Origin of the sequence: Telmatocola sphagniphila (assembly GCF_018398935.1) — a bacterium.
GTDB classification, from domain to species: domain Bacteria; phylum Planctomycetota; class Planctomycetia; order Gemmatales; family Gemmataceae; genus Telmatocola; species Telmatocola sphagniphila.
Genome location: NZ_CP074694.1, coordinates 4,990,015 through 5,015,646, shown reverse-complemented (window position 1 = coordinate 5,015,646; position 25,632 = coordinate 4,990,015). Strand labels below are relative to the sequence as shown.

At 56.1% G+C, this 25,632-nt stretch carries 22 protein-coding genes; 18 read left to right on the top strand and 4 right to left on the bottom strand.

The annotated features are described in order from the left end of the window. Position 1: 1 nt before the first annotated feature. The 4 genes from KIH39_RS20180 to KIH39_RS20165 are packed head-to-tail and all read left to right on the top strand — an operon-like array spanning position 2 to position 4,273. Positions 2-1,150 carry a glycosyltransferase family 4 protein gene (locus KIH39_RS20180; RefSeq protein WP_213495024.1) on the top strand — a complete coding sequence of 383 codons (1,149 nt, stop codon included), beginning with the start codon at positions 2-4 and terminating at the stop codon, positions 1,148-1,150. Between the two features lies 1 nt (position 1,151). Beyond that, positions 1,152-2,537, top strand: a complete 1,386-nt coding sequence (locus KIH39_RS20175) for an O-antigen ligase family protein (RefSeq protein WP_213495023.1) — start codon at positions 1,152-1,154, stop codon at positions 2,535-2,537. 15 nt (positions 2,538-2,552) lie between these two features. After that, on the top strand, positions 2,553-3,695 hold the full coding sequence (locus KIH39_RS20170) for a glycosyltransferase (RefSeq protein ID WP_246539360.1): 1,143 nt from the start codon (positions 2,553-2,555) through the stop codon (positions 3,693-3,695). After that, on the top strand, positions 3,692-4,273 hold the full coding sequence (locus tag KIH39_RS20165) for an acyltransferase (RefSeq protein WP_213495022.1): 582 nt from the start codon (positions 3,692-3,694) through the stop codon (positions 4,271-4,273). The genes KIH39_RS20170 and KIH39_RS20165 overlap by 4 nt, the downstream gene beginning before the upstream one ends. Positions 4,274-4,340: 67 nt before the next feature. On the opposite strand, the gene KIH39_RS20160 is transcribed toward KIH39_RS20165, so the two are convergent. Continuing rightward, a complete protein-coding gene (locus tag KIH39_RS20160; RefSeq protein ID WP_246539359.1) occupies positions 4,341-6,821 on the bottom strand; it encodes an RIFT barrel domain-containing protein in 2,481 nt (826 codons plus the stop codon). A gap of 69 nt (positions 6,822-6,890) precedes the next feature. Between KIH39_RS20160 and KIH39_RS20155 the strand changes: the two genes are divergently transcribed. The 11 genes from KIH39_RS20155 to KIH39_RS20105 all read left to right on the top strand — a co-directional run bounded on the left by KIH39_RS20155 (position 6,891) and on the right by KIH39_RS20105 (position 19,652). Next, on the top strand, positions 6,891-8,030 hold the full coding sequence (locus KIH39_RS20155; RefSeq protein WP_213495021.1) for a glycosyltransferase family protein: 1,140 nt from the start codon (positions 6,891-6,893) through the stop codon (positions 8,028-8,030). Between the two features lie 2 nt (positions 8,031-8,032). Continuing rightward, on the top strand, positions 8,033-9,190 hold the full coding sequence (locus KIH39_RS20150) for a glycosyltransferase (RefSeq protein WP_213495020.1): 1,158 nt from the start codon (positions 8,033-8,035) through the stop codon (positions 9,188-9,190). Between the two features lie 10 nt (positions 9,191-9,200). Next, entirely contained in the window at positions 9,201-10,139 is a 939-nt protein-coding gene (locus KIH39_RS20145) for an NAD-dependent epimerase/dehydratase family protein (RefSeq protein WP_213495019.1), read from the top strand. Between the two features lie 68 nt (positions 10,140-10,207). Beyond that, positions 10,208-11,257: a FemAB family XrtA/PEP-CTERM system-associated protein gene (locus KIH39_RS20140; protein ID WP_213495018.1), complete on the top strand. Its 1,050-nt coding sequence runs from the start codon at positions 10,208-10,210 to the stop codon at positions 11,255-11,257. Between the two features lie 22 nt (positions 11,258-11,279). Next, entirely contained in the window at positions 11,280-12,464 is a 1,185-nt protein-coding gene (gene wecB, locus KIH39_RS20135) for a non-hydrolyzing UDP-N-acetylglucosamine 2-epimerase (protein WP_213495017.1), read from the top strand. 51 nt (positions 12,465-12,515) lie between these two features. Further along, entirely contained in the window at positions 12,516-14,312 is a 1,797-nt protein-coding gene (locus KIH39_RS20130; protein ID WP_213495016.1) for an XrtA system polysaccharide deacetylase, read from the top strand. Positions 14,313-14,398: 86 nt separating this feature from the next. Further along, entirely contained in the window at positions 14,399-15,628 is a 1,230-nt protein-coding gene (locus KIH39_RS20125; protein ID WP_213495015.1) for a DegT/DnrJ/EryC1/StrS family aminotransferase, read from the top strand. Between the two features lie 27 nt (positions 15,629-15,655). Beyond that, entirely contained in the window at positions 15,656-16,654 is a 999-nt protein-coding gene (locus KIH39_RS20120) for a Gfo/Idh/MocA family protein (RefSeq protein WP_213495014.1), read from the top strand. A gap of 20 nt (positions 16,655-16,674) precedes the next feature. Continuing rightward, positions 16,675-17,280, top strand: coding sequence for an acyltransferase (locus KIH39_RS26880; RefSeq protein WP_213495013.1), 606 nt, complete (start codon positions 16,675-16,677; stop codon positions 17,278-17,280). 75 nt (positions 17,281-17,355) lie between these two features. Further along, on the top strand, positions 17,356-18,654 hold the full coding sequence (locus KIH39_RS20110; RefSeq protein WP_213495012.1) for an NAD(P)/FAD-dependent oxidoreductase: 1,299 nt from the start codon (positions 17,356-17,358) through the stop codon (positions 18,652-18,654). 38 nt (positions 18,655-18,692) lie between these two features. After that, positions 18,693-19,652, top strand: coding sequence for a polysaccharide deacetylase family protein (locus KIH39_RS20105; RefSeq protein ID WP_213495011.1), 960 nt, complete (start codon positions 18,693-18,695; stop codon positions 19,650-19,652). A gap of 165 nt (positions 19,653-19,817) precedes the next feature. Here the strand turns inward: KIH39_RS20105 and KIH39_RS20100 are convergent, their stop codons facing one another. Next, the gene (locus KIH39_RS20100; protein ID WP_246539358.1) at positions 19,818-20,030 is read right to left on the bottom strand and encodes a carbon storage regulator; all 213 of its coding nucleotides are present in this window, start codon (positions 20,028-20,030) and stop codon (positions 19,818-19,820) included. Positions 20,031-20,588: 558 nt separating this feature from the next. Here KIH39_RS20100 and KIH39_RS20095 point away from each other — a divergent pair. Further along, positions 20,589-22,424, top strand: a complete 1,836-nt coding sequence (locus tag KIH39_RS20095; RefSeq protein WP_213495010.1) for a M28 family peptidase — start codon at positions 20,589-20,591, stop codon at positions 22,422-22,424. Positions 22,425-22,488: 64 nt separating this feature from the next. On the opposite strand, the gene KIH39_RS20090 is transcribed toward KIH39_RS20095, so the two are convergent. Then, on the bottom strand, positions 22,489-23,370 hold the full coding sequence (locus tag KIH39_RS20090; protein ID WP_213495009.1) for a UbiA-like polyprenyltransferase: 882 nt from the start codon (positions 23,368-23,370) through the stop codon (positions 22,489-22,491). Between the two features lie 56 nt (positions 23,371-23,426). Next, complete coding sequence (locus KIH39_RS20085) at positions 23,427-23,933, bottom strand: methylated-DNA--[protein]-cysteine S-methyltransferase (protein WP_246539357.1); 507 nt, start codon at positions 23,931-23,933, stop codon at positions 23,427-23,429. Between the two features lie 131 nt (positions 23,934-24,064). Between KIH39_RS20085 and KIH39_RS20080 the strand changes: the two genes are divergently transcribed. After that, positions 24,065-25,336 carry a hypothetical protein gene (locus tag KIH39_RS20080; protein WP_213495008.1) on the top strand — a complete coding sequence of 424 codons (1,272 nt, stop codon included), beginning with the start codon at positions 24,065-24,067 and terminating at the stop codon, positions 25,334-25,336. Beyond that, positions 25,333-25,563: a Rossmann-fold NAD(P)-binding domain-containing protein gene (locus KIH39_RS20075; RefSeq protein ID WP_213495007.1), complete on the top strand. Its 231-nt coding sequence runs from the start codon at positions 25,333-25,335 to the stop codon at positions 25,561-25,563. The genes KIH39_RS20080 and KIH39_RS20075 overlap by 4 nt, the downstream gene beginning before the upstream one ends. Positions 25,564-25,632: the final 69 nt, after the last annotated feature.

The following is a 25,632-nucleotide window of genomic DNA, read 5'->3' as shown; positions in this document are numbered from 1 at the left end:
AATGCATTTTCTCTTCGTTAAAGAAAATCTGGCCTATCCGCGCTCCAGCGGGCACGATGTTCACTCGTATTATCTGATGCGGGCTCTCACAGCGCTGGGGCATGAGGTCAGTCTGGCCACACTTAAAGAAGTCGATCCTCAGGCGGTGGCGGGTGGCGGTCTGAGTTCCACGCACACTCTGACCGGCAAAGGCTTTGAAAACGGTACGCTGAACCTTTCCAAGATGCAGGAGAAGTTCAGAGGTTACTGGGGAATCCGGCCCGAGATCATTCGCGAAGTGGGGCATCTGGCCAAAGAATTGAAGGCCGATGTGGTTTCCGTTGTCGGACTGAATGTTCTGCCTTATCTGGGAGCGGTCGATTCCGCTCGCCGGGTCTGGTATGCCGGGGACGAATGGTTCTGGCACCACACTTCGCAGGTGCGGATGCTGAAATCTTCGACTTGGGGAGAGCTCAAAGAGGGCCTCATCAAGGGGATGTACGAGCGGGTTTACTCCCGTCTCCTCGATCGGGTCTGGATGGTCTCCCCGGCCGATAAAAAAGCGCTACGCTGGGTGGCCGGTTATCGAGCCACCGATGTGCTTCCCAATGGCATCGATGGCGAATACTATTGCCCGGCCGATGAAGCTCAGACGCCGTTGAGTACAGTCTTCTGGGGTCGGCTCGATTTCGGGCCGAATATCCAAGCCTTGCAATGGTACTGTCAGAATGTCTGGCCGCGTTTGAAGCAGGCTAGGCCGGAAGCCACCTTCAGCGTCTATGGATTCAAGGCGACGGCCCCGGTCGAGAACCTGGCAAAATCGACGCCGGGAATGATCCTGCGGCCCGACCTGCCTGACATCCGTTCGGAAGTTCGACGGCACGAAGTGGTGGTGTTGCCGTTCGTCAGTGGCGGCGGCATAAAAAATAAACTCCTGGAAGCAGCGGCGCTAGGCAAAGCGATTGTCTGCACTCCGCGAACGGTCAAAGGATTAGCGGCTGGCGATAGCGTTTATCAGGAAAGTCATCCCAACCGATTTGCGTCCCGAGTTATGGATCTCTGGGCCGGTGCGCAATTGCGGAAGGATCTGGGTCAGGCGGCGCGGAACTGGGTGTTGCAACATCACACCTGGGAAGCCTGCGCGAAAACGGCCGTGGAAGGCCTGAAATAGTATGGTAAAACTCGCATTACTCGCGCTGATCACCTTCATCGGAATCAGCGGCAGTCTATCCTCCACGCCATTCATTGGCGTATCGGTCTATTATCTCTTCGCCACGCTCCGCCCGCAGTATCTGTGGGAGTGGGATTTGCCGCAGGGGATCCAGTGGTCCTTCTATGTGGCCATGGCCGCGATCTTCGGCACGTTCGTCTGGAAAGTCGGCGAGTGGATTCAAACCGGACGAAGACAACGCTTACCTTCTCCACCGCATGTCCTGGCTCATGGATTCTTTTTCCTGTTCGCCATCTGGATTGTGATTACCTACTTCACGGCCGAAGATCAGCAGGTGGCTCAGGAAGCGTTCATCGAATATTTGAAAATCTTCGTCATGTACGGCGTGGCCACGGTGGTCATCACCACCATACGGCAGATCTGGATCCTGTATCTGATTGTGACCGGCTCGCTCTGTTACATCGCGCTGGAAATGAATCAGATCTACCACATTCAGGGATATCTGAAAGTTTACCGCACCGGCTTCGGCGGGCTGGATAACAACGGCGCCGGGTTGATGCTGGCGATGGGAGTGCCGCTTTGTCTGTTCGCCTGGGACGGCATCCGTCACTGGTCGCGCTGGGGATTCCTATTGATGATTCCGGTGATCATTGAGGCCGTGCTGACGTCTTTCAGCCGGGGAGCGATGGTCTCGATTCTGGCCTCGGTGCCTTTGTACTTCCTTCGCTGCACTCGCAAGAGACAGCTCGCCGTGATGATGACCGGTCTGGCGATTGTCGTTCTGGCCCTGGCCGGGAATGAAGTTCGCGAACGGTTCTTCTCCGTTGAAAAATTTCAGAGCGACGATAGTGCCAATAGCCGGCTGACGAGTTGGGCCATTGCCTGGCAGATGGCCAACGAGCACCCGTTCTTCGGCTTTGGAATTCGAAACTCCAATCGCTATACGTTCAGCTACGGGGCGGATATGGATGGCCGTACGATCCATAGCCAATATCTGCAGATCGCGGCCGACAGCGGTTTAATGGCGCTGGGACTTTACCTGTTGGCCATTACCTCCTTCGCGTTCGCCGTGCGAGCCGCCCGGAAAACGGTGCTGGCACAGAAGCAGCCTGATACGGAACTTACCTACGACCAGCGGCTGACGATCCTGATGGCCAACGGCGTCGAGTCGGCGATTCTGGTCTTCTGCGTGGGCGGAGTCTTTCTGTCGCTGGAAAATTTTGAATTGCCTTACGTCATGATGCTGCTGGGGGCCCAGCTTTGGGCAGTCACCAAGGCGAAAGAATATCGCAATTCGGTAAATCCTCTGGCGGAAGTCTATTCTCAGCTCGCCCGCCAGTTGCCGCCGAAAATCGTTCGCTCCACGGCTTCACCCAAAGCTGGATAACGGAAAGCCGAGATTGTGGAAGTATCTTCTGAGTCGAGTCCCACCGGGCGATTGAAGGTCGGTTTTGTACTGCACCTGATGCAGGTGGCCGGCGCGGAAGTCCTGGTAGCCGAGACGATCCGTCGTTTGAAAGATCAGATCGAGCCGACGATTTTCTGTCTCGATGGCGTGGGTCAGATCGGTGAGCGGATGATCGCCGAGGGGATTCCTCTGGTGAATCTCGGCCGTAAACCGGGGCTCGACTGGAAAGTGGCCTGGCGCATGGCCCGGGAGATTCGCAAGCGAAAAATTCGAGTCGTTCACGCTCATCAGTACTCGCCGTTTTTCTACGCGGCCCTGGCGAAAATCCCGGCCCGCTTCTCTTTCCGGCTGATACTGACCGAGCATGGCCGGCACTATCCCGATGTGGTGTCCTGGAAACGGCGCTGGTTCAACCGGCTGTTTCTGGATCGTCTGGCCAATGCGGTGAATGCCTGCTGCGAATTCAGCGCGTATGCCTTGATGGAGAAAGAAGGGTTCCGGGCCAATCGCATCGAAGTCATCGAAAACGGCATCGACTTAACGCGCTACTGCGAAGCAGCGGATCTCGATTCGCTGCGAGAGAAATTCGGATTCTCCAAAACGCGAAAATATATCGCCTGCGTGGCCCGCTTTCATCCGGTGAAGGATCACGCCATGCTGATCCGGGCTGTTGCTCGGCTGACCGGGACTGATTCGAATATCGATTTGGTATTAGTAGGCGATGGCCCGCTGCGGCCGCAACTGGAAGCCCAGGTTCGCGATTTGAAAATCGAGAAGCGGGTCAAGTTCCTCGGTATCCGCAATGATGTGGCCGATATTCTGCGGGCTGTGGATATCTTCGCACTGACCTCCGTCAGCGAAGCAGCTTCCCTCACCCTGCTGGAAGCCATGGCCTGTTCCCGGCCGGTGGTCGTGACCGATGTCGGCGGCAATCCCGAGATCGTTCGGGAAGGCATCGACGGGTTTCGGGTGCCGCGCAACGACGATGCGGCCTGTGCGGCGGCTTTCCTGAAAATAGTTCAAGATCCAGCTCTGGCGAAACGGATGGGAGAATCGGGTCGGAAGCGCGTCGAAGAAATCTACACTCTGGAACGAACCCTCCAGCGTTACAAAAAGCTGTACGAACAACTGGCATGAAATCGATTGTCAAATCCGCGCTGCATTTTCTTGCCAATATCGCTGCCTTCCCGTTTGTACTCGTCTACTTTCTGAAGGTGCCCGTATTGGGCAAAGATCGGTCGCTCGAAGGTTCTACTGAACAGCTGGCAATACTGCCCGGCGTATCGGGCCAGTACATCCGCCGGGCGTTCCTGGCCTGGACGATTGAGAAATGTCATCCGTCGGCGACGATTTGCTTCGGAGTGATTTTCTCCAAGACCCAGGCTCGCATCGAAGAGAATGTCTACATCGGTTCCCGCTGTCAGTTGGGTAAAGTGCACGTGCAGCGCGATGTGCTGATTGCTTCCGGCACGCACGTAACCAGCGGCTCCAAAATGCACGGCATTGATGACCCGAATGTTCCGATTCGCGAGCAGGAAGGGGTCTTCGAAAAAGTGACGATCGGGGCCGGTAGCTGGATCGGTAGTCTGGCCGTGGTGATGGCCGATGTGGGGAAAAACTGTGTGATCGGCGCCGGCGCCGTGGTGACCAAATCGATTCCCGATCAATGTGTCGCCGGGGGCGTGCCGGCAAAGGTCATTCGCGAACGAGTCTGACCTTTAGCGACGCATCGCAATCTTTGCGAAGATGCGTTCAAGGAATCCGCCAACATTGTAATTCGCCTTATCGCTTCAACACCAGATAAATGATCCCGGCCATCACTAATAGTCCCGCCGCCGCAACCAGTTGTTTCGCTCTTTGCTTGGCGATAACTTTCTGAGGAACGAAAACGGTCGGCTGACCAAAATTGGTTTTTGACTCCTTAGGCCCGGGCAACACGGTTTCGGGATGCTTCTGGAACCAGTTGTACATCCAGCCAAAGCTCAGCAGCAGTACCACCGGTCGGCACAGAGATTTGGTTTTCATGCCGTCGAGAGTGTTCACCGAATAGTCGAAGAAGTATCGAGCTTTCTCCAGAAATAGCGGCCGTTCGGAAGTCTCGGCATGTTCCGCGGCGTATAGAAAAATCTCGCTCTTGCGCATGTCCTGGGCGACCCAGGTTTCGGTGGGATACTCGAGGATTTCCGGATTGCTGAGATAAGGCGCTTCGATCTCCAGCATCCAGCGCGAATAATTCAACAGGCAGGTCCGGCCGTAAGCATAAGCGGAATCGAATTCGTTCCGCTCCACCTTCAGATCGAGATACTTGCCGAGGGCTTGCAGGAACATCGTGTAAAACCAGCGATTTTCCGCATCGACCAGGACCTTCCCGTTGTGCTTCAAGGTCAGAATCCGCGTCGGATCGTCGCTCGGGTGAATCACGCGTCGAATCAGTTCCTCGGCTTTGTTCAGAAATTTCCGATTCTGAGTGAGTCGGAAACCGTCGCAAAGCACGCTAATGGAATTGGCGGCGCCGCGGCCGGGACCATGGTATGACGGATCGCGGGAACTGGAAGCTAAACCCGTGTGATGCCGGGTCAGCCAACGGAAGATAGTTTTGCCGCCATCGTCCATATCGATGACCCACTGCGCCAGACCGATCGCGGCGTCCCGAGCGAGCTTGTTGCCGGTCAGAAAATAAGTCAGCAAAAGGCCGTGAGCGTAGTTTTGTTCGTTGGCCGGTCCCCCGCCGGGAACGGGAATTCCCTTGGGGGGAATACGGCCGCGTTTGGGATAAGTGCGGTGCGTTCCCGTGTCGGCGTCGACGTAGTGGTAGGTATGCCAGAACAGGCCGTGGTTATAAGCGGCCTTATCTTCATCGGTGTTATATATGTCGATATCGATGACGTGCTGAGCAAGTTCGCTCATCTGCGAAAACCAGCGCCGGTCGCCGCTGCGTAGAAACTGATAAGCGAAACCAGCCACCGGATCATACTGGTTGTTGTAATGAGAGACCAGCGGTGTCGGACCTTCGTGAAACACCGCTTCGTGATCGCCGTAGATATCGCCGAAGTGCCGCCAACCATATTCGTCAATGATTTCGCGCTTTCGGAAAAACGTATCCTCGCCTTCAATGGCCTGATCGACTAGCTTCAAATAAATGCTCTGGGAATCGGTCGATCTGGCCGTCAGATATTTGATCGCCTGGGTACTTTCGACGTAGTTGGGATCCAGCGTAGGCAGTAGTGGCTCTCGAGCCCACTCCAGCGGGTGGCTTGTGATCTTGTCGATATCAAAAGCGATATAGAAGGTGTGGGTTTTCTGCTCGCCGCCTTGAATTTCATTGGCCGTCTCGGGCACGGCGGGAAAGAGATCGAGAGAAAGTCCCTCCGGCCGGGCTTCGATGAACTTGGGAAAATTCTGCCAGAACTCCGGTAGGCAGATGGCCCGCGAGCCACGCTGCAGAATCGGCACCGCTCGCATTTCGCTCAGGTTTTCTTCCCGGACCGGGAAGCACTCGATACCCGTTTGTTTCATCGGAATTTTACGGTGCCGGTCGAGATGGTTACTGCTCGACCAGTTGACTCCCCCCGAGGAATACTGATTCACGAAACAGCTGGAACCGGGCACCGTTTCAAACGGTGCATCGGGATCGAGAGAATATTGAATCGTACCGCTGGCTTTGAGCTTGAGTTCCGCGGCGGTCAGATAGACCGAGCCGCCGTTGCCCAAGTCCCAGAGGCCACCCGGGTGCTCGGCGGCGCGCCAGTTGTGCAGCGTCAACTGAACCCGGCAGACGTTCAAGCCGAGAAAATAGTCCATGCGGGCGGTCAGTGCTACCGGCAGTTCGTTGTGCCGGGCCAGGGACGGGTCGACCTTCATCAACCAGGTTTTTCGCAGGGGGCCATCGGTTTCCAACTTGGCATGCGTGAAGTCGTAGGTGTACTCTTTGCAGGCTTCATCCCGCACCAGCAATTCCCAGTCCATGAACTTGGGAACTTCCTTCAGCACCGGCGGCCGGGTCGAAGTCGGCGCAATCTTGAGCTTATAAACGGCTTCCCCGTTAACGGTGGCCTGCCAGTCGAGCAGGACCCAGCGACAACTGCCATCGGGCCAGCGTTCCAATACTTCGCTTTGCAGAGGTAGAGAATTGCCGTGCGGATCGTGAAGCCGTAAGTGGTTGGGGTCGGTCAAAACTCCCCGGGCAAAGGGCACGCCGTGGGTAACGGGTTCCTGAGTTCGCTGCGAAAGCTGGCCGGGTGAGAGCCGAATGTCGATATCCATGACGTCTTCCAATACTCCAGAAAATCCATCAAGCTACGCAGTGCGAAAGTTACGGGTCGAAATTACTTTATGACTTCACCCCTATTGGTCTTCTCCGATGATTGGGGTCGGCATCCTTCTTCCTGCCAGCATCTGATCCGGCATCTGGTGGCGGAGCGACCAGTCGCCTGGGTGAACACCATCGGCACGCGTTCGCCCAAGCTCGATTGGGCGACATTCAAACGAGTGGCCGGCAAGCTTCGCCAGTGGGTGCTACCGAAAAAAAAAGCTTTACAAGCTCTGGAATTGCCAGCGAATCTGCGGGTCTACAACCCGAAAATGTGGCCCTATTTTCGATCCGGCATGGATCGAGCGATTAACCGCAAACTCTTGCTGCGACACCTGATGCCGGTAGTCGCGGAGAAGACTGCGAAGCCAATAGCGATTACCACTCTGCCGATTGTGGCCGACCTGGTGGGGAAATTGCCCGTCGAGCGCTGGGTCTACTACTGCGTCGATGATTTCAGCCAGTGGCCCGGCCTGGATCAAAAGGCCATGGATCGGATGGAGCGACTTCTGGTTTCCCGCGTCGATCGCATCGTTGCCGTCAGCGAAACGTTACGGGAGCGGATGAAAAAACTGGGAAGATCCGATGTTGAATTACTAACGCACGGCGTCGACGCCGATTTTTGGCAAGTCGAGAACGCCCCTCCGATTGTGAGATTTTCTCCCCACGACGCGCCGCTTTTTCTATTCTGGGGTGTGATCGACCGGCGTATGGATCTGGAATTCGTCCGTCAGCTTTCGCGAGACCTGACTGAAGGAACGATTCTGCTCGTGGGACCGACCAACGAACCCGATCCGGAATTGTTTCGGTTACCCCGGGTGCAGTGGAAAGCGGCCGTGCCCATCGAGGAATTGCCGAAGCTGGCCGCCGAGGCCAACGTCCTGATCATGCCCTATGCCGATCTGCCGGTGACGCGAGCGATGCAGCCGTTGAAGTTGAAGGAATATCTGGCGACGGGTAAAGCGGCGGTGGCTCGGGATCTGCCGGCCAATAGAGATTGGTCGGACGCACTCGATTTGGCCGCGAATCCGAAGGAGTTTTCCGATCGGGTTCGAGAACGATTAAAAGAGGGTGTGCCGGCCGAACAGCTCCAGGCTCGACAGCGGTTGAAGGACGAAAGCTGGTCATCCAAGGCGCGACAATTTCAACAGTGGATCGACTAACCATGGTAGTGTTGCAGAAGACCGAACAGAAGCCCGTGACCATTCTCGATGCGCGGGTAATAGCCGGTTCGGGCGGCGGTCCGGATAAGACCATCATCAACTCGCCGCGCTATCTGCAAAGCGCCGGTTACCGGATGCTCTGTGCTTACATGCACAGTTCGCGGGATGCCGGGTTTGAGAAATTACGCGACAAGGCACGCGACAAGCAGACCGAACTGCTGAGCGTGCACGATGAAGGGCCGCTCGACTATCGCGTCGTGCCGCGCATGCTGAAAATCTGCCGGGAACAGCAAGTCGATATCTGGCACGGCCACGATTATAAGACGAACGCTCTGGGACTGCTTCTCAAGCGATTTCATCCGATGCGACTGGTGACCACGCTGCACGGCTGGGTGCATAACACCCATCGCACCCCGCTCTACTATCGCATCGATCAACTGACGTTGCGCTACTACGAAAAAGTGATCTGCGTTTCCGAGGACCTTTATAAGTTGGCCCGGCAGGCTGGCGTACCCGCCACCCGCTGCGAACTCCTGGAAAACGGCATCGATCTCGAAGATTACAAACGCCGTAAGTCGATTACCGAAGCCAAGGAAGAGCTTGGTTTCCGAACCGATCGCCTGCTCATCGGTGCCTGCGGACGCCTGAGTGCCGAAAAAGGCTTCGATATCCTGATCGCGGCGGTCGGCCACCTGCTTCAGAATTTCCCGTTCGTTGAACTGGCCATCGTCGGTGAAGGAGAAGAGAAAGCGAAGCTCGAACAGATCATCCGGGATTGGTCGCTGCAGGATCATGTGAAGCTACTCGGCTACCGTTCCGATGTGCCTCAGCTTTATGAGGCGTTCGACATCTTCGCTCTGAGCAGCCATCGCGAGGGTTTGCCCAACGTCGTGCTGGAGGCAATGGCTACCGAGGTGCCGGTGGTGGCGACAGCCGTCAACGGGGTTCCGAAGTTGATTCGCGAAGGTGAAAATGGGCTGCTGGTCCGGGCGGGTCAAGTCGAGGATCTTCGGGAAGCGTTGCAGCGATTGGTCGAAGAGGCTTCCTTGCGGCAGCGGTTAGGTTCCCGGGCTCGCCAAACGGTGGAAAACGAATTCAGCTTTGCCAAACGAATGGATAAGCTGCGACGCATGTACGACCGCATGCTCGCGCGTAAGTAACAGAGACATCATGACTTTTCTGGTAACCGGTGCGGCGGGATTCGTCGGCTCCACACTTTGCGATCAGCTTCTGGCGGAAGGCCATACTGTTCGCGGTCTGGATGCTTTCGTGCCTTATTACGCTCCCGCCCTCAAACGCCGAAATATCGTGGCCGCGCAGACGCACCCGAATTATCAGTTTTTCGAGGTCGATCTGCGGACCGATGCGCTCGCTAAGTACTTCGAAAACGTCGATGTGGTGTATCATCTCGCGGCCATGCCCGGCCTGGTCGCCAGCTGGACCGAGTTCGATCTCTACATGAATTGCAATGTGCTGGCCACGCAACGACTGTTGGAGGCCGCCCGCAAACACAGCGGACTGAAACGATTTATTTACGCTTCGACTTCCAGTGTCTACGGCAAATTTGCCAGTGGCGATGAATCGCTGATGACCAAGCCGGTTTCGCCCTATGGGGTGACCAAGCTGGCCGGTGAGAATCTCTGCCGGGCGTACATGGATTCTTTCGATCTGCCCCTGGTAGTGCTGCGCTTCTTCAGCGTCTACGGTCCCCGGCAACGGCCCGACATGGCTTACAACAAGTTCATCAAAGCCTTGATTCAGGATGAGCCGATTACCGTTTTCGGCGATGGTCAGCAGGTGCGCGGCAACACTTTTATCGAAGATTGCGTCCGCGCCACGCAACTGGCCAGTGCCGCCCCCGCCGGGGAGACCTACAACGTCGGCGGCGGAGAAATGGCCACCGTTTACGATATCCTGCAGAAGTTGGAAACCATTGCCGGCAAGAAGTTCCGCATCAAAGTGGAAGCGGCTCGCGACGGCGATCAACGCCATACTTTCGCCGATACGACCAAACTTCGCAAACATCTGAACTGGACGCCGCAAGTTTCCCTGAATGAAGGCCTCGCCCGGCAATACTCCTGGCAGCTTCAAGCATCCGCAATGATGTAGTCCCAGCGCTTGCCAGTTGTTCCTTGCGATACAATTTGTCCGAGCATGATTAATCTGAACCCCGAATAATGAATACGAATATCGATTTGCTGCGTGGTGCGGCCCTGAAGGATCGCCTTCAGGAGCTGACCGATTATGCCTGGAAGGGGGAACGCGTTTCGCTCTCCTGGCATCCTAACTGGCTGTATGTGCTGCGCGATGGGCTGGGGCATGTGCCCTGTGCTTTCGAAGCCCGGCGGGACGGTCAGACAGTGGGCCTTCTGCCTCTGGCTTTCGTACGCAGCACTTTATTCGGACGCTATCTGGTCAGTCTGCCCTATTTGAACTCCGGCGGCTTGCAGGCGGACAACGATGCGGTGAGAGCAGCACTGCTCGAATCGGCTGTCGATCTGGCCAAGAGATTAAAGGTCAAAAGTCTCGAACTGCGGCACGAACAGGCGTTCGAGCATCCCTTATTCAACGGCGCGGTATCGACCAAAGTGCACATGCGGCTGGCCCTGCCCAGTTTTCCCGGGGCCTTGTGGGAAGATCTTTCCCCGAAAGTCCGCAACCAGGTTCGCAAAGGGGAAAAGCAGAAATTGCAGGTCGTCTGGGGCCAGGCGGATCTGCTTCCCGAACTGTATGAAATTTTCGCCGTGAATATGCGGGATCTGGGAACTCCGGTCTATTCGCGCAAACTTTTCCAGGCGATGCTGAAGCATTTCCCGAACGAAGTGGAAATCTGCGTAGTTCGGCTGGAAAATAAGGCCATTGCCGCCGCGGTTTTGTGTCACGGCAAGCGGATTACTGAAGTGCCGAGCGCTTCTTCCCTCCGCGAGTATAATTCGACGTGCGCGAATATGCTCATGTACTGGAATCTGCTGGATCGCGCGATTCAAAAAGGCTCCGAAGTCTTCGATTTCGGTCGATCGACACTCGATGGCAACACCTTCAAATTCAAGAAGCAGTGGGGGGCGCAGCCTGAGCCCGCCGTGTGGCAGTACTTCCAGCGCTCGGGCAAAATGCGCGAACTCCGGCCGGATAATCCCAAATTCGCCCGGTTCATCCGGATGTGGCAGAAGCTCCCGGTTGGAGTCACTAAAGTGATCGGCCCTCGCATCGTCCGCGGTATTCCCTGATCGACCAACACCCACCAGAAAAATGCGCAAAAAAATCTTCGTCGTCTTCGGAACTCGACCGGAAATCATCAAGCTGGCCCCGGTGATTCGGCAACTGGAATTCGCTACCGAGCAGTTTCAGGTTCAAACCGTTTTCTCCGGTCAGCATACCGATCTGGTGGCGCCGTTCGTCAAACTCTTCGGCATCCGCGTCGATCACACTCTGCAGGTCATGCGGCCAGGGCAGCCTTTGAATCTGCTGTTCGGGCGAATCCTGCAGGAAATCGATCCGTTACTCGAAAAAGAAAAACCGGATCTGGTTCTGGTGCAGGGCGATACCTCCACGGCGGCCGCCACGGCCCTGGCGGCCTTCCATCGGCAGATTCCTATCGGCCATGTCGAAGCGGGACTCAGAACGGCCGACCCGATGAATCCTTTTCCCGAAGAAACTAACCGCCGTCTGGTCTCCCGGCTGGCGAGTTACCATTTCGCGGCTACCCGGCAGAACCGCCAGTCGCTACTCAAGGAAGGAATACCGGCCCAGTCGATTGTGGTGACCGGCAATCCCGTCGTCGATGCTTTGAATATGATCCTGGTAGCCGACCGCTCCGAGAGGTTGCAGCGAATTCTCGATCAAACGCAAGGCTATAAGCGGTTAGCGCTGACGACGCATCGCCGGGAAAGTTTTGGCGATACACTCGAAGGCAATCTCGCGGTGTTGCGGGACTTCGTCGCTCGCCATACCGATGTGGCCCTGATCTTCCCGGTGCATCCCAATCCGCGGGTTCGGGAGGCGGCCCAGCAGCATCTGGCCGGTCGGGAACGCATCTTCCTCACCGAACCGCTCGAATATCCCGACTTCATTGGCCTGTTGCAGGAAAGCTGGCTGATCGTCTCGGACTCTGGCGGCATCCAGGAAGAGGCACCCACTCTGCGAAAACCGGTGATCGTTCTGCGCGAAAACACCGAACGGCCCGAAGCCGTGGAAGCGGGATTTGCCCGACTTGCCCCGGATGCGAATAGCCTAAAAAAAATGTTGAGCGCCCTCTACAACGACCCGGCTCAAGGATTGCCTGCGGATTCGGCGAATCCGTTCGGCGAAGGTGATTCCGGCCAGCGCATCACCGAAGCGCTTCTGGAATTTTTCCACGGGCTCCCCGCGCAATCTACCGAAGCGACCGGGGGCGAAACGCGAAAAACCCAACCTGCGACGATGTGGGTTTCGTAAATAACTCACTCTCTTCTGCTCTTATTCGATCTTGCCTGAGAGATGTTTCCCATGAATACCGCTAATCACTGGCGTCGGCAGCTCCTGACGGTGGCGCTTGAAGATTACTATCAAGTCGGCACTTTCAACGCGCTGATCCAGCGCAAACAGTGGTACCGCTTCGAATCACGCATCGAAAAAAACACCTGGAAGACGCTCGATCTGCTCGACGATTACAAGATCAAGGCGACCTTTTTCATTCTGGGCTGGATTGCCGACCAGTTTCCCGATCTGGTGCGCGAAGTGGCCGACCGGGGGCACGAAATTGCTTCCAAAGGCTATTACCATCGCAGCATCCGGGACATGACGCCGGAGGAATTTCAGGAAGATGCCCTGGTTTCCCGACAGGCTCTCGAAGAGGCCGCTAATCGCAGGGTGCTCGGCTATCGCGTGGCCCACGAATGGTTTCAGCCGCAGGATCTCTGGGCTCTCGATGTGCTGACCCAGGCCGGCTACGCGTACGATTCTTCGATTGCCCCCATCGGTCGTCAGTATCGCGATGAACAGTGGCGGCGCTTCCCGCATCAGCACGCCTGCGGCGATCGCACTCTCTGGGAATTTCCGATCACGACTACCCGCATCGCCGGGCTGCACGTCCCGATCAGCGGCGGCAATTATCTCCGTCAACTGCCGCAGCGCTTTCTGCGCAAGCGCTTGAATTCGCATATGGAAAAGCAGCAGGTGCCCGGAGTCTTCTACTTCCACGTTTGGGAAATCGACCCCGATCAGCCGCGCATCACCGCCGGCGGCGCGCTGAATCGTATTCGGCATTATCGCAATCTCGATCGGATGGAAGAGATTCTGCGCAGCTACTTCGAGCAGTACAAGTTCACCACCATCGCCGATTACATGAAGCTGGACACGACGCTGGAGCACGATCCCGGTACTGTCCGCGTTCCGCCCCAACAGGCGATGCTTCGACTCAAGGGAAAAACCAGTTCCGAATTCGAATTGAATATTCCGCCGGAGGTCCTGAAGCTGACCAAGCGGATCCCGGCGACGATTGTGATTCCGCTCTATAACGAGGAGCTGGTACTCCCTTATTTAGGGAACACTTTAAGCAGCGTTTTTGAGCGCCTGGTAACGGAATACGAACTACAGTTCATCTTAGTGGACGATGGTTCGAAAGATCGGACCTGGGAAGAGATGCGACGTCTCTTCGGGAATCAGATCGGCTTCGAACTGGTCAAGCACGACAAGAATCGGGGCGTGGCCGCCGCGATCCTGACGGGCATCCGCCACGCTCGGACCGAGATCGTTTGTTCGATCGATTGCGATTGCACGTACGACCCGCACGAACTGGGCCGGATGATCCCGCTGTTGAAGCCGGAGGTCGATCTGGTCACAGCTTCCCCGTATCACCCCGAGGGAGGGGTGCGAAACGTGCCGGGTTGGCGGTTGCAGTTGTCGAAAATGGCCTCCCGCATGTATCGACAGGTGCTCCGTCACAAGCTTCATACCTACACCAGTTGCTTCCGCGTTTATCGCCGGAGTAAATTCTGTGACATGAAGACCAAGTACGACGGTTATCTTGGGGTCGCGGAAATGCTGGGTCTTTTGGATGTTTCGGGCGGCAAAATTGTGGAGTTCCCCGCCGTGCTGGAAGTCCGGATGCTGGGCCGCAGCAAGATGAAGACGCTGCGAACCATCTTTGGACATTTGAAGTTAATGAGTCGATTGGCCCTCAAAAGGTTGTTCCCCGGCAGCACTCCCCCCGCGGAACCTCCCCAACAGCAGGTCGCCCGGAGACTGCGCGAATTGAACATCGAAGCGGTCGCCGAGAAGTTGAAAGTCGGAAGTAACTACTAGATTTTCCTGTTCCCAAAAACCAACAGTCTCGAAACGTTCCACCGCTCGGTGCGGTCCGGGAGTTTCGTCGCTTCAGAGAGATACCGATGAGCGCAACGCTTGCTCCCGAGTTGAAAAAAGTCACCCTGCCGTCCGATCAGGACGCCACCGGCCGTACGCTCGGCGCGGAAGAGATTGCCGCCATCAGTGAAGCGATTCACTCGGGAACCCTGACGGCGACCAAGGGAAAGTTCAGCAAGGAATTCGAAACGAAGTTCGCCGCACTTCTGGGAAGGAAGTATGCTCATGCCTGCTCTTCGGGTTCCGCAGCCATTCACTGTGCGGTAGCGGCCTTGAATCTCGAGCCGGGCGATGAAGTCATCACGACCTCGATCACCGATATGGGAGCGCTAGCCCCGATTCTGTTCCAGGGAGCCATCCCGGTTTTCTGTGACGTCGATCCGCGCACCGGGAACGTCACCGACGATAGCATTGCGGCCTGCCTTTCGGAACGTACCAAGGCCATCGTCGTTACGCATTTGTTCGGCAATCCCTGCGATATGACGGCGATCATGACGCTGGCCAAGTCGAAAAACCTGCCAGTCATTGAAGACTGTGCCCAGGCTTTCGAGGCCACGCACAACGGTCAGAAGATCGGCACCTTCGGCGATCTGGCGGCATTCAGTCTCCAGCAAGGCAAGCACATCACCACCGGTGAAGGCGGCCTGGTCGTTACCAATAATCCCGAGCTGGCCCGCCGAGTCTTCCTGTTCATCAACAAGGCCTGGGGTTACGGCGACGCCAACCCGGATCACTATTTCCTCGCTCTGAACTATCGCATCAGCGAATTGCAGAGTGCCTGTGCGGTGGCGCAATTGCCGAAGCTCGCGGAAAGCGTTCGGGTTCGAACGGAAGCGGCCGATTGGCTCTCCAGCCAGTTGCAGGGCCTGCCCGGTATTGAAACTCCCTGGGTGGACGAACGCAACACGCACGTTTACTGGAAGTACTGTCTGATGGTAGATCCCGCCGTGATCAAAGGGGGGGCTGTCGGCATGGCCAAGCTGCTCAAGGAACGGGGCATTGCCTCGGCGCCGCGCTACATTCAGAAGCCGGCCTTCCGCTGCCAGGTCTTCGCGGAACAGAAGACTTTCGGCAACAGTCGCTGGCCGTTCACCTTGGCCCGAACCGAAGCGGTCAATTACGACGCCGCCAAGTTCAAAGGCACTTTTGAAATGCTGGAACGGGTTCTGGTGCTGCCGTGGAACGAGCGCTACGAGCAGGTTCACCTGGATTACATTGCGGCCAATGTGAAAGAAGCGGCTGAAGCCCTGCGATAGAACTTTGAATCAGCAACGGAGAGAGTGATGCCGGAACCGATGAAATGCGCCCTGATTGGGCTGGGCGGAATCGCCCAGAGTTACGTGCAGGCGTTCGATTACCTGCCGGAAGCAAAACTGATCGCGGTCGTGGATACGCGTAACGAAGCGGCCGAGACCATGGGAGAACGGCTATCGGTTCCCGCTTACACCGATTACCAGGAACTGCTGACTAAGGGGCCGGAATTCGACATCGCGATTGTCTGCACCCCGCCCAATACCCATGAGCGGATTGCCATCGACTGTCTGCAGGCTGGTAAGAACGTTCTGTGCGAAAAGCCGTTCACATTGACGAGCGAAAGCGCCAAGAGAATGGTCGATGTGGCCCGCAAGGCCAACCGGCTAATCACCATGGCTTCCAAATTTCGCTACGTCGAAGACATCATTAAGGCCAAGAGCCTGCTGGCTTCGAATATTCTGGGTGATGTGATTCTGTTCGAAAATGCCTTCACCTCCAAAGTCGATATGAGTCGCCGTTGGAACTCCCTGAAGGAAATTTCCGGCGGGGGGGTCCTCATCGACAATGGCACGCATTCGGTCGATATCGCCCGCTATTTTCTCGGCCCTCTGAACGACGTGCACAGCATTGAAGGCAAGCGCGTTCAAGGTCTGGAAGTCGAAGATACCGTTCGCCTGTTCTGCCATAGCCGGGCGGGCGTCCTGGTCAGCGTCGACTTGTCCTGGAGCATCAATAAGGACCAGGAAAATTACATCAATATCTACGGCTCGCTGGGCACCATGCAAATCGGCTGGAAGAATTCCCGCTACCGACTGCATTCTGGCCAGGACTGGGTGAAGTTCGGCAACGGCTACAACAAGGTTCAGGCTTTTCGGGACATCATCCTCAACTTCTCCCGGGCGATCCATGGAGTCGAGCCATTGCGAATCACCCACGAAGATGCACTGGCCTCCGTGCGTACCATTGAGACCGCCTACATGTCGCTCGAAAGTACCCGCTGGGATCGGGTTTCCGACTCCAAATTTTAACCGTAGAGTTTCCCTTCGAAATGATTCATCCGACGGCTATCATCGAATCGGGCGTGGTTCTCGGCGAAGGAACCTCGGTCTGGGACAATGTCCATATTCGCCGCAATACGGTGATCGGCGATCAGTGCATCATCGGCGAGAAAACCTATATCGCCTATGAAGTGAAGATCGGCCATCGGGTCAAAATCAACGCTTTCGTTTACATCTGCACCGCCGTGACTATTGAAGACGGCGTGATGATTTCGGCCGGGACGATCTTCACCAATGATCGCTTCCCTCGAGCCACCACGAGCGATCTGAAACAGCTGCGCAGCTCGGACGCCGATGAGCATACGCTCCCGACACTCATTCGAGCTGGAGCCACCATCGGGGCCGGCTGTACGATCGGCAATGATCTGACTATCGGCCGTTGGGCCATGGTGGGCATGGGGAGCGTGGTGACCAGGAGCGTTCCCGATTTCGCTTTGGTGCTCGGCAACCCGGCGCGGATGGTCGGCGGCGTCTGCCGGTGCGGGCAATTGTTGTTTCGCTGCAGCCCGGAGCAAAAAGTCAGCCAAGTCTGTGTCTGCGAAGCGTGCGGTCTGCGCTACCGGGTGAATGAGAATTCGATAACCGAAGAAGAGTAAGGCAAAGAAGGCACGGCCAATCGGGGTTTCGCAGAGTGCAAACCCGATGCAGTCGTGCTCTTTTCATTTGTGAGCATGCAAAAAAATACGGCAATCATCGGCGGCGGGGTCTTGGGTCTGGAACTGGCCCGCCGGTTGCGCGCGCAAGGGCATCCGGTTACGCTGTTTGAAAGCGCCTCGGAAGTCGGTGGCTTGGCGGCCGCCTGGAACATCGGCGATATCACCTGGGACAAACACTACCACGTCATTCTGCTCAGCGATCTGGCCGTGCGAAACGTGCTGGCGGATCTCGGCCTCGAAAACGAACTCGAATGGAAGACGACCAAAACCGGTTTCTACACCGATGGCCGACTCTATTCGATGTCCAATTCGCTGGAGTTTCTGAAGTTTCCCCCGCTGCGATTGATCGACAAGTTTCGGCTCGCCCTGACGATCATGAAAGCCTCACGAATCAAGGATTGGCGCTATCTGGAGTCGATCTCCGTCGAAGATTGGCTCCGCAAATGGTCGGGTAACCGGACGTTTGAAAAAATCTGGCTGCCGTTATTGCGGGCCAAGCTGGGTGAACAGTATACGATAGCTTCCGCCGCATTTATCTGGGCTATCATCGCACGCATGTACGCCGCCCGGCGTAGCGGCTTGAAACAAGAGATGTTCGGCTACGTGCGCGGCGGATACGCCCGAATCCTGAAGCGGTTCGCTGAAAAATTGACCGAGGCCGGCGTATCGCTTCGCCTTCATCAGCCGATTGATTCGATTCAAAAATCGGCTACAGGATTGAGCGTGAAGCTGCCGCAGGGTACGGAAGAAATTTTCGACCGCGTCTTCGTCACGGCTCCGGCCGCGCAGCTGTCCCGGCTTTGTCCGCTTTTGTCGGAATCGACTCGGAAAAAGCTCGGCGACATCACTTATCAGGGTATTGTCTGTGCCTCGGTTTTATTGAAGAACAAGCTGGCCGATTACTACGTGACGAACATCACCGAGACCTGGGTGCCGTTCACGGCGGTGATTGAAATGACGGCTCTCGTCGATCCGAAAGAGCTCGGCGACCATCATCTGGTTTATCTGCCCAAGTACGTAGCGCCGGACGATCCATTGTTTTCGGAATCGGATGAATCGATTAAGGAACGATTCCTCTCTGCGCTGGAAAAAATCTATCCGCATTTCCACCGCGACCAGGTGCTGGCGTTTCAGATTTCCCGGGTGCGCAACGTCTTCGCAGTTACGACCAAAAATTATTCGTCGCAAGTCTCGCCGTTTGAGACCGAAGTGCCCGGATTGTATCTGGTGAACTCTTCCCAGATCGTGAACGGCACTTTGAATGTGAATGAATCGTTGCAGTTGGCGGAGCGAGCGGTGACAGTAACCAAGTGACGCGGTAGATGCGTAGCCAACATCTTCAGGGATTTTTCATGCTGGCCTCCTTATCTCTCGATCTCGATAATCAGTGGTCGTACATGAAGACCCACGGCGATCCGGGTTGGGAGGCGTTGCCTTCCTACCTGGATATTGTGGTGCCGCGCGTGCTGGAGATGTTGCGGAAGCGAAACCTCTCCATCACCTGGTTTGTGGTCGGACAGGATGCGGCGCTGGAAAAGAATCACAGTGCTCTGAAAATGATTGCCGATGCCGGGCACGAGGTCGCCAATCATTCCTTTCATCACGAGCCCTGGTTGCACCTCTATTCCGAGGAGCAGATTCAGGAAGAGTTCCAAAAGACCGAGCGGGCGATTGAGTCCGCCACCGGTTTGCGGCCGACAGGATTTCGCGGGCCGGGCTTCAGTCTCTCGCAGACGGTTCTGAAAGTGCTGAAAGATCGCGGCTACAACTACGACTGCTCGACCTTCCCTACCTTTTTGGGGCCGCTGGCCCGCTGGTACTATTTCGCGAAGTCCAAAGGGTTGTCCGTGGAGGAAAAGCAGAAGCGCAAGCAGCTTTTCGGGAAGTTCAAAGAAGGCTTCCGGCCGTTACGGCCCTACGACTGGAAATTACCCGGCGGCTCGCTGGTGGAAATTCCCGTAACGACGATGCCGATTTTCAAAGTACCCATTCATTTGAGCTACGTGCTCTACCTGGCCGGCTATTCGCGTTTCCTCGCCAAAAGTTATTTCAAGTGGGCGCTGCGGCTGTGCCAACTCAATCGCGTGGAGCCGAGCATTCTGCTGCATCCGCTCGATTTCATGGGAGTTGAGGATAAGATCGGCCTGGAGTTTTTCCCGGCCATGAAGAATTCTTATCAGCAGAAGTGCGAACTGGCGGACTGGATGTTCGGAGAGTTGCAACGGCGCTTCCAGGTCGTGTCGATGCGGGAGCATGCCCGGCAGGCTCAAATTCGGTTGGGGATCGTTCCAAAGCCGGTGGTTTTGACTTGATGGCGAAGGGGAGCAATAAAAAAAGCTTCGACAAATCTCGAAGCTTGGAATCGCTGGTTCGGTGAATGTAAAAAAAGAAGAGTGCGTCGGTTTTTCAGGTGTTGCTAGTCGAGGGGTTAATTGTCCGAAACCGAACGTTCAACCGAGCCCGAATCCAAACCTCCATCAGGATACCGTACCCGCGGTGCTTTTAACGTCAGCTGGGGTAGCATGCTTCACGGCGGCGCCTTCCGGCAGCAATTCCTGGCGGTAGATGGGAACATCGCGAGGGGCTTCGATACCCAGGCGGATTTTGCCGCGATCAATATCGACTACCGTGATACAGATATTTTCGCCGATGAAGATCTTCTCCCCAAGTTTTCGGCTCAAAACGAGCATAGTCGCTACCCTCCTTTGTGCGTGACCTGAGCGGGGGAACTTTCAGGACCCGGAAGTCCATGCCGCAATTTTAATTCACAATCGCGATCAGTGAGTGCGTAAGGCCTGAAATTTCTGTGCGGTTAACCGCCGATTTTCCCTAGGACCCGCACTTCAGAAATGCGCGTCACAAGCCCCGTTACCCCACTTCCATGCCCGGCATTGTTACTGTCGCCGCCTGGCAAATTTTTTCTTCTCGCCAAAGCGTTATAATCAATTTCACCGTCCGTAAGTGAATGCAATCGCGGCCAGAAAATCATTTCACCAGTTCTTCATTCCCTACAATCCGTAAAATCAATACAGACTGAATTACTTGATAACGATTGGAAGCGCAAGGTCAGTTTTTAAAACTTCATCCGGCACACTTATTGCGCACTCGAAATGGGTTGTTTTTCCCTGTCTTCCTTCGTCATTCCTTCGCATAATGACCCAAAGACATACCTGGTCCTTGGCGGGGAAAATGAATTTTAACGATTCCCCTCACCCCGCGCAAGCCAAATTCTCTTAACAGGACACCCTATGCTGAAACAGATGAGCTTATCCCTGGGCCTGTGCCTTAGCCTCGGAGGTTTCCTCTCGGCTCAGGACACGGCGGCCACGGTCCAAAAGGCCGTGGTGGAGCGAATGAAGACCGATATTTTCTACCTCGCCGGTCCCGAATGCGAAGGGCGCGGGGTCGAAACCCAGGGAATTAACAAGGCCGCCGACTACATCGCCAACAGCTTCAAAAGCTTCGGCCTGAAGCCCGGCCTGCCCGATGGCAGCTACTTCCAGCCCTTCAAAATCGGCGGCAGCTACAAACAGTCAGCGCCCAGCACCGTCAAGATCACCGGCCCGGGCGGCAAAGAACTGTCGATGACCAACGTCAACTTCAGCGTCGCCGGCATGAGCGGCCCCGGCAAAATCCAGCCGACCGACATCGTGTTCGTCGGCTACGGCATCAGCCGGGACGAAAAGTACGACGACTATGCCGGTGTCGATGTGGCCGGTAAAGTCGTCGTGGTCATGCGTCGCACTCCCATGTATGAGAAGAAGGATACGCCCTTCCCTCAAATGCTGGCAGCGCTCACCAATAAGGTGACCACGGCCGAAAATCACAAAGCCGCTCTGATTGCCTTCGTGAACAATAAAGAAAGCGGCGGCGAAAATGACGAGTTGATCAATTACGCCGATGCTCGAGGAGCAACTCCCTCGGATATCCCGGTGATTCACCTCAAGCGATCCACGGTCGATGCATTCCTTGCCGGCTCGGGTAAAACGCTTTCCCAGATCGAAGACAAGATTGAAAAAGAATTGAAACCGGTGAGCTTTGCGGTCAAGGACTGGAAACTCGAAGCGACTGTTCCATTGGAAGTGGTTCGCGCTCCAATCGCCGTCAAAAACGTCATCGGCGTTCTGGAAGGGGCCGGCCCGCTCGCCAACGAAACGGTAGTCATCGGCGCCCACTACGATCACCTCGGACGGGGCGAACCCGGCAGCTTGATGCGCGGCAGCAAAGACATTCACTGGGGCGCGGACGACAACGGTTCTGGCACCACTAGCGTGATCGAACTGGCGCGCCGCTTCGGCGCTATGAAAGATCGCCAGGGTCGCCGTATGGTATTCATGACCTTTAGCGGTGAAGAACGGGGTCTGCTGGGTTCCGCCCACTACTGCAAGCACCCGATATTTCCCTTAAAGGATACTGTGGCCATGATCAATCTCGACATGGTCGGCCGTCTGTCTGGAATCGACGGCAAGAATAAGCTGGAAATCGGCGGCGTGGGCACCGCGAAAGAATTCGCTGGCCTGATCTCGAAGCTGAACGAAAAGTATAAGTTCCCGATTCAGACCACCTCGACGGGTAATGGTCCTTCCGATCACCAGAGTTTCAACCAGAAGAATGTTCCGGTTTTCTTCTTCTTCACAGGTCTGCATGCCGAGTATCATCGTCCGCTCGATAAGCCCGAACTGATCAACCTCGAAGGAATGAAGAAGATCTGCGATATGGTGGAAGACCTGGCCAAGGAATTGACCACCGAGAAAGATCGACCCATCTACATACAGGTCGGTGGAAGCTTTAACGTGCAAGGCAATTCCCGCGGTCCGAGCATCGGCTTGATTCCCGATGCTAAAGCTTATGACGATGCCGCAGATAACGGCGGTGTGCCTGTCGAAGGTGCTCGCAAGGATAGCCCGGCCGAAAAAGCCGGACTACGCCAGGGCGACTTGATCGTGGAAGTCGCCGGGAAGCCAGTCAAGAACATCACGGCGTACATGGGAGAAATGAACAAAGCTAAACGGGGTGAGCCGCTCGAAATTACCGTCTCGCGCGACGGTAAGAAGGTCATACTGAAAGTCGAACTGCCTAAGTAATCGGCCGCCGACAATTTAACAAGATATCAAAGGGGCATGCTCTTCGGGGCGTGCCTTTTTTATTTCACGTCACCAGCACTTCCCAAAGCACCACCAATAATAATCCCATACTGATCACCACATTCACCTGGAAAAAAGCCGCGTTCACCCGGCTCAAATCTTCCGGTCGAACCAGTCGATGTTCGACCATCAACAAAACCGCCACCGCCATCACGGCTAGCAGCCAGACCGTTCCCAATACGGGAACCTGAAAATAAAGAATGACCAGAAACGGTAGCATCAAGGCGTGCAGTAGCGCGGCCAGTCGCAGGCTGTTGCGCACGCCCAGTTTAGCCGGAATGCTGTGGAGCTTGGCTTTGCGGTCATAATCGACATCCTGGCAGGCGTACAGGATATCGAAACCGGTAGACCAGAACAGCACGGCTAGGCCGATCCAAAGGGGGAGTTGCAACTGTTTCAAACCGGCGATGGCGATCCAGGCGGAGATCGGGGCCAGCATCAGGGAAGCGCCCAGCCAGAAGTGGGCCAGAGCGGTGAAACGCTTGGTCAGGGAGTAGAAGCAGATGAAGATCAACACCGGCCCGGAGAGATACAACGGCCAGGGGTTGGAAGGTTCGCGATAGTAGAAAAGGGTGGTTGAAGCGACGAAGGCCGCCGCGCAAAAGAGAGTGAAGAGTGTGACTGCCGGTACCGAAAGCAGCCCGGCGGGCAGGTGGCGTTTCGCGGTACGGGGGTTAGTCGCATCGATTTTTCGATCGACGAGGCGATTGAAGGCCATGGCGGCCGAGCGCGCGAAAATCATACAGAGCAGAATGCCCAGCAGATCGAGCCCGCGGAAGCCGGCTTCCAGGTTCCAGGCGAGTGTCGCACTCATCAGCGCGAAGGGGAGCGCGAAGAGGGTGTGACTGAAGCGGATCAGTTCCAGAAATCGGCGAAAGTATTGCATAAGAATTCGTATTTCTAAGCAATGAACCGCCGATTTCAATCTGCTTTAACTGCTAGCTACTTCACTTCCACCCCTTCGTGTTTCAACAGCCAGCGTTTGCGGTCGACGCCGAAGCCATACCCGGTCAATGAGCCGTTGGCCCCGATGACGCGATGGCAGGGCACGACCAGTCCAACCGGATTGCTACCGTTGGCCCGTCCTACCGCCCGGCTGGCTTTGGGAACTCCCAGAGCTTTGGCCATCTGCCCGTAACTTTCCGTTTTTCCTACTGGAATGGTCCGCAGGTGCTGCCACGCTTTCTGCTGAAAATCGGTTCCGGCCCAGGCGATGGGAATGGCGTCGAGTGCTGTCAGGTCGCCGTTGAAATAGGAGCGTAGTTCTTCGTTCCAGGGGCAGGAGTCTTTCGATTCCACCACTTCCGCTTTCCCGTGGTAGCGCTGAATCATTTTTTGAATCTTCCCGATGTCATCTCCAAAATCGACAGCGAAAAGTTTGGTGCCGTCGGTGGCCAAAAGCAGGCATCCGATGGGCGTGGCATAGCGGTGCAGGGTCAGTCGCAGCATGGGGAGACTCTCCGAAATTTTAGGTTTCACCGAGATCGCGGAAATTCGAGCTTAGGTGTATTCTAATACACGCGTGTCGATTTGGCCACATCTGGGCCGAATCAAATACTCATTTTTTGAAGGAGCCCGAAATGATGCTATTGTCACTTTTTCTGAGTCTTGGCCTGACGGGGTGGCTCGCCGCCCCCGATGGCATTCGGGCCAACGGCCCTCTGTTGGAGGAAGAGGCGGTTACCTGCCATCTTCCCGTTTCCGAGCATCTGAGGAACCTGGCTGGCCGTGATGGACTGGGGCTTTGCGTCTTCACCAGTATCGATCTGGCCGCGCGCTGGGCGAACGAAGGGACGCTGATCGGTATTCGCGATTACATGACGACTCAGCCGGGCGGCGGCTGGCCGGAAAAGGTGGATGAAGTGATTCACACACTGGCGGATCGTCAGCACAAGCCGGTTCCTCCGTATCTGCAGCATACCGGGGGCGATGTCGATTTCCTGAAGCGAGCGCTGAAAACCGGCCGTTATGTTTGCGTGACCTACAGCGGCGCCGATGGCGTTTTCTACCGCGGTTCGATTTACCACATGGTCAATCTGGTCCATATGTCGGATCGATTTGCGGTGATTCAGGACAACAATTTTCCGGGCAAGTGGCTCTGGTTGCCGACGGCGGAGTTTGTTTCCCGTTGGAAAGCGCTCAATGGGGGCTGGGCCATCGTCTTGCTGAAACCGGGTCCGCCGCCGATTCCGACCTCTATTCCCACTCCCGCCAAAGTCCCACCCCGAGCCGCCGCGCCGAGCAATTTCCCTGTAATTTGTGGCGATTCTCCCGCGAAGCCGGACCTGGCGGAATCGGAGATCACCAATTATGGTCTGCATCCCGAGCGGTTGCGGACCCGACTGGAATATCGCCTCAACGGCCAATCGATTAGTCGAGGCCAGGCACTGTCGGCGTTCGATGCTCTCGAAGATGATAGCGGTAAAGGTCGATTGACGGTGGTCGGCGATACGGCGTTTCGCGAGCAGGTGCGCCGGGATTGGGAATCGGCTCCTGAGTTGGCGCCCTACCGCGACAAGTTGCTGTTTCAGGATTATCCGACCGATCATTGGGCGGTGACCAGCGTCGGTTTCGCACCGGGAATCACCTTTCAGCCGGCACCCCGCCTGGATGGCAAGTCGCCGGTGGTGTTTCGGTTTCGCGATTATTCGAGCGGACCGGCCGGTCTGGCGTTGGCGTTACGGCAGGCCGATCCGAACTATAAGCCGGACGCCGATCCCGACCCGAACAAGAAGCCGGTACTGCCCAATATCGCGTTGCCTTCTTTGAATCAAGTTCCTGCCAGTGTCTGGATTCTGGGTGGGTTGGCCCTGCTGTTATTCATTTCCAAGAAGAAAGAGAGTGCCCCATGATGAATGAGTTTCTGTACAGTTTGATCGGGATGGCCATTGTTCTCTTGGCCGGTCGACTCGGGATCCCTTTGCCGGGTTTGCCCAAAACGAATCCGAACCCGGTTCCCGATCTCCAGGATACGATTCGCTCCGTTTTGGTGGAAGTTCTCCGGGCGATCGCTCAGCCGAAGCAGGAAGATGAGGTGCGAAAGCACCTGACGGCGATCGTCGAGAAGTTCGGAAATTGAGGATTAAATCGTTCGACCACCCGTGGCTTTCATTGGTCCGTTTGGACAATGGAAGCCTGGGCGTTCGAT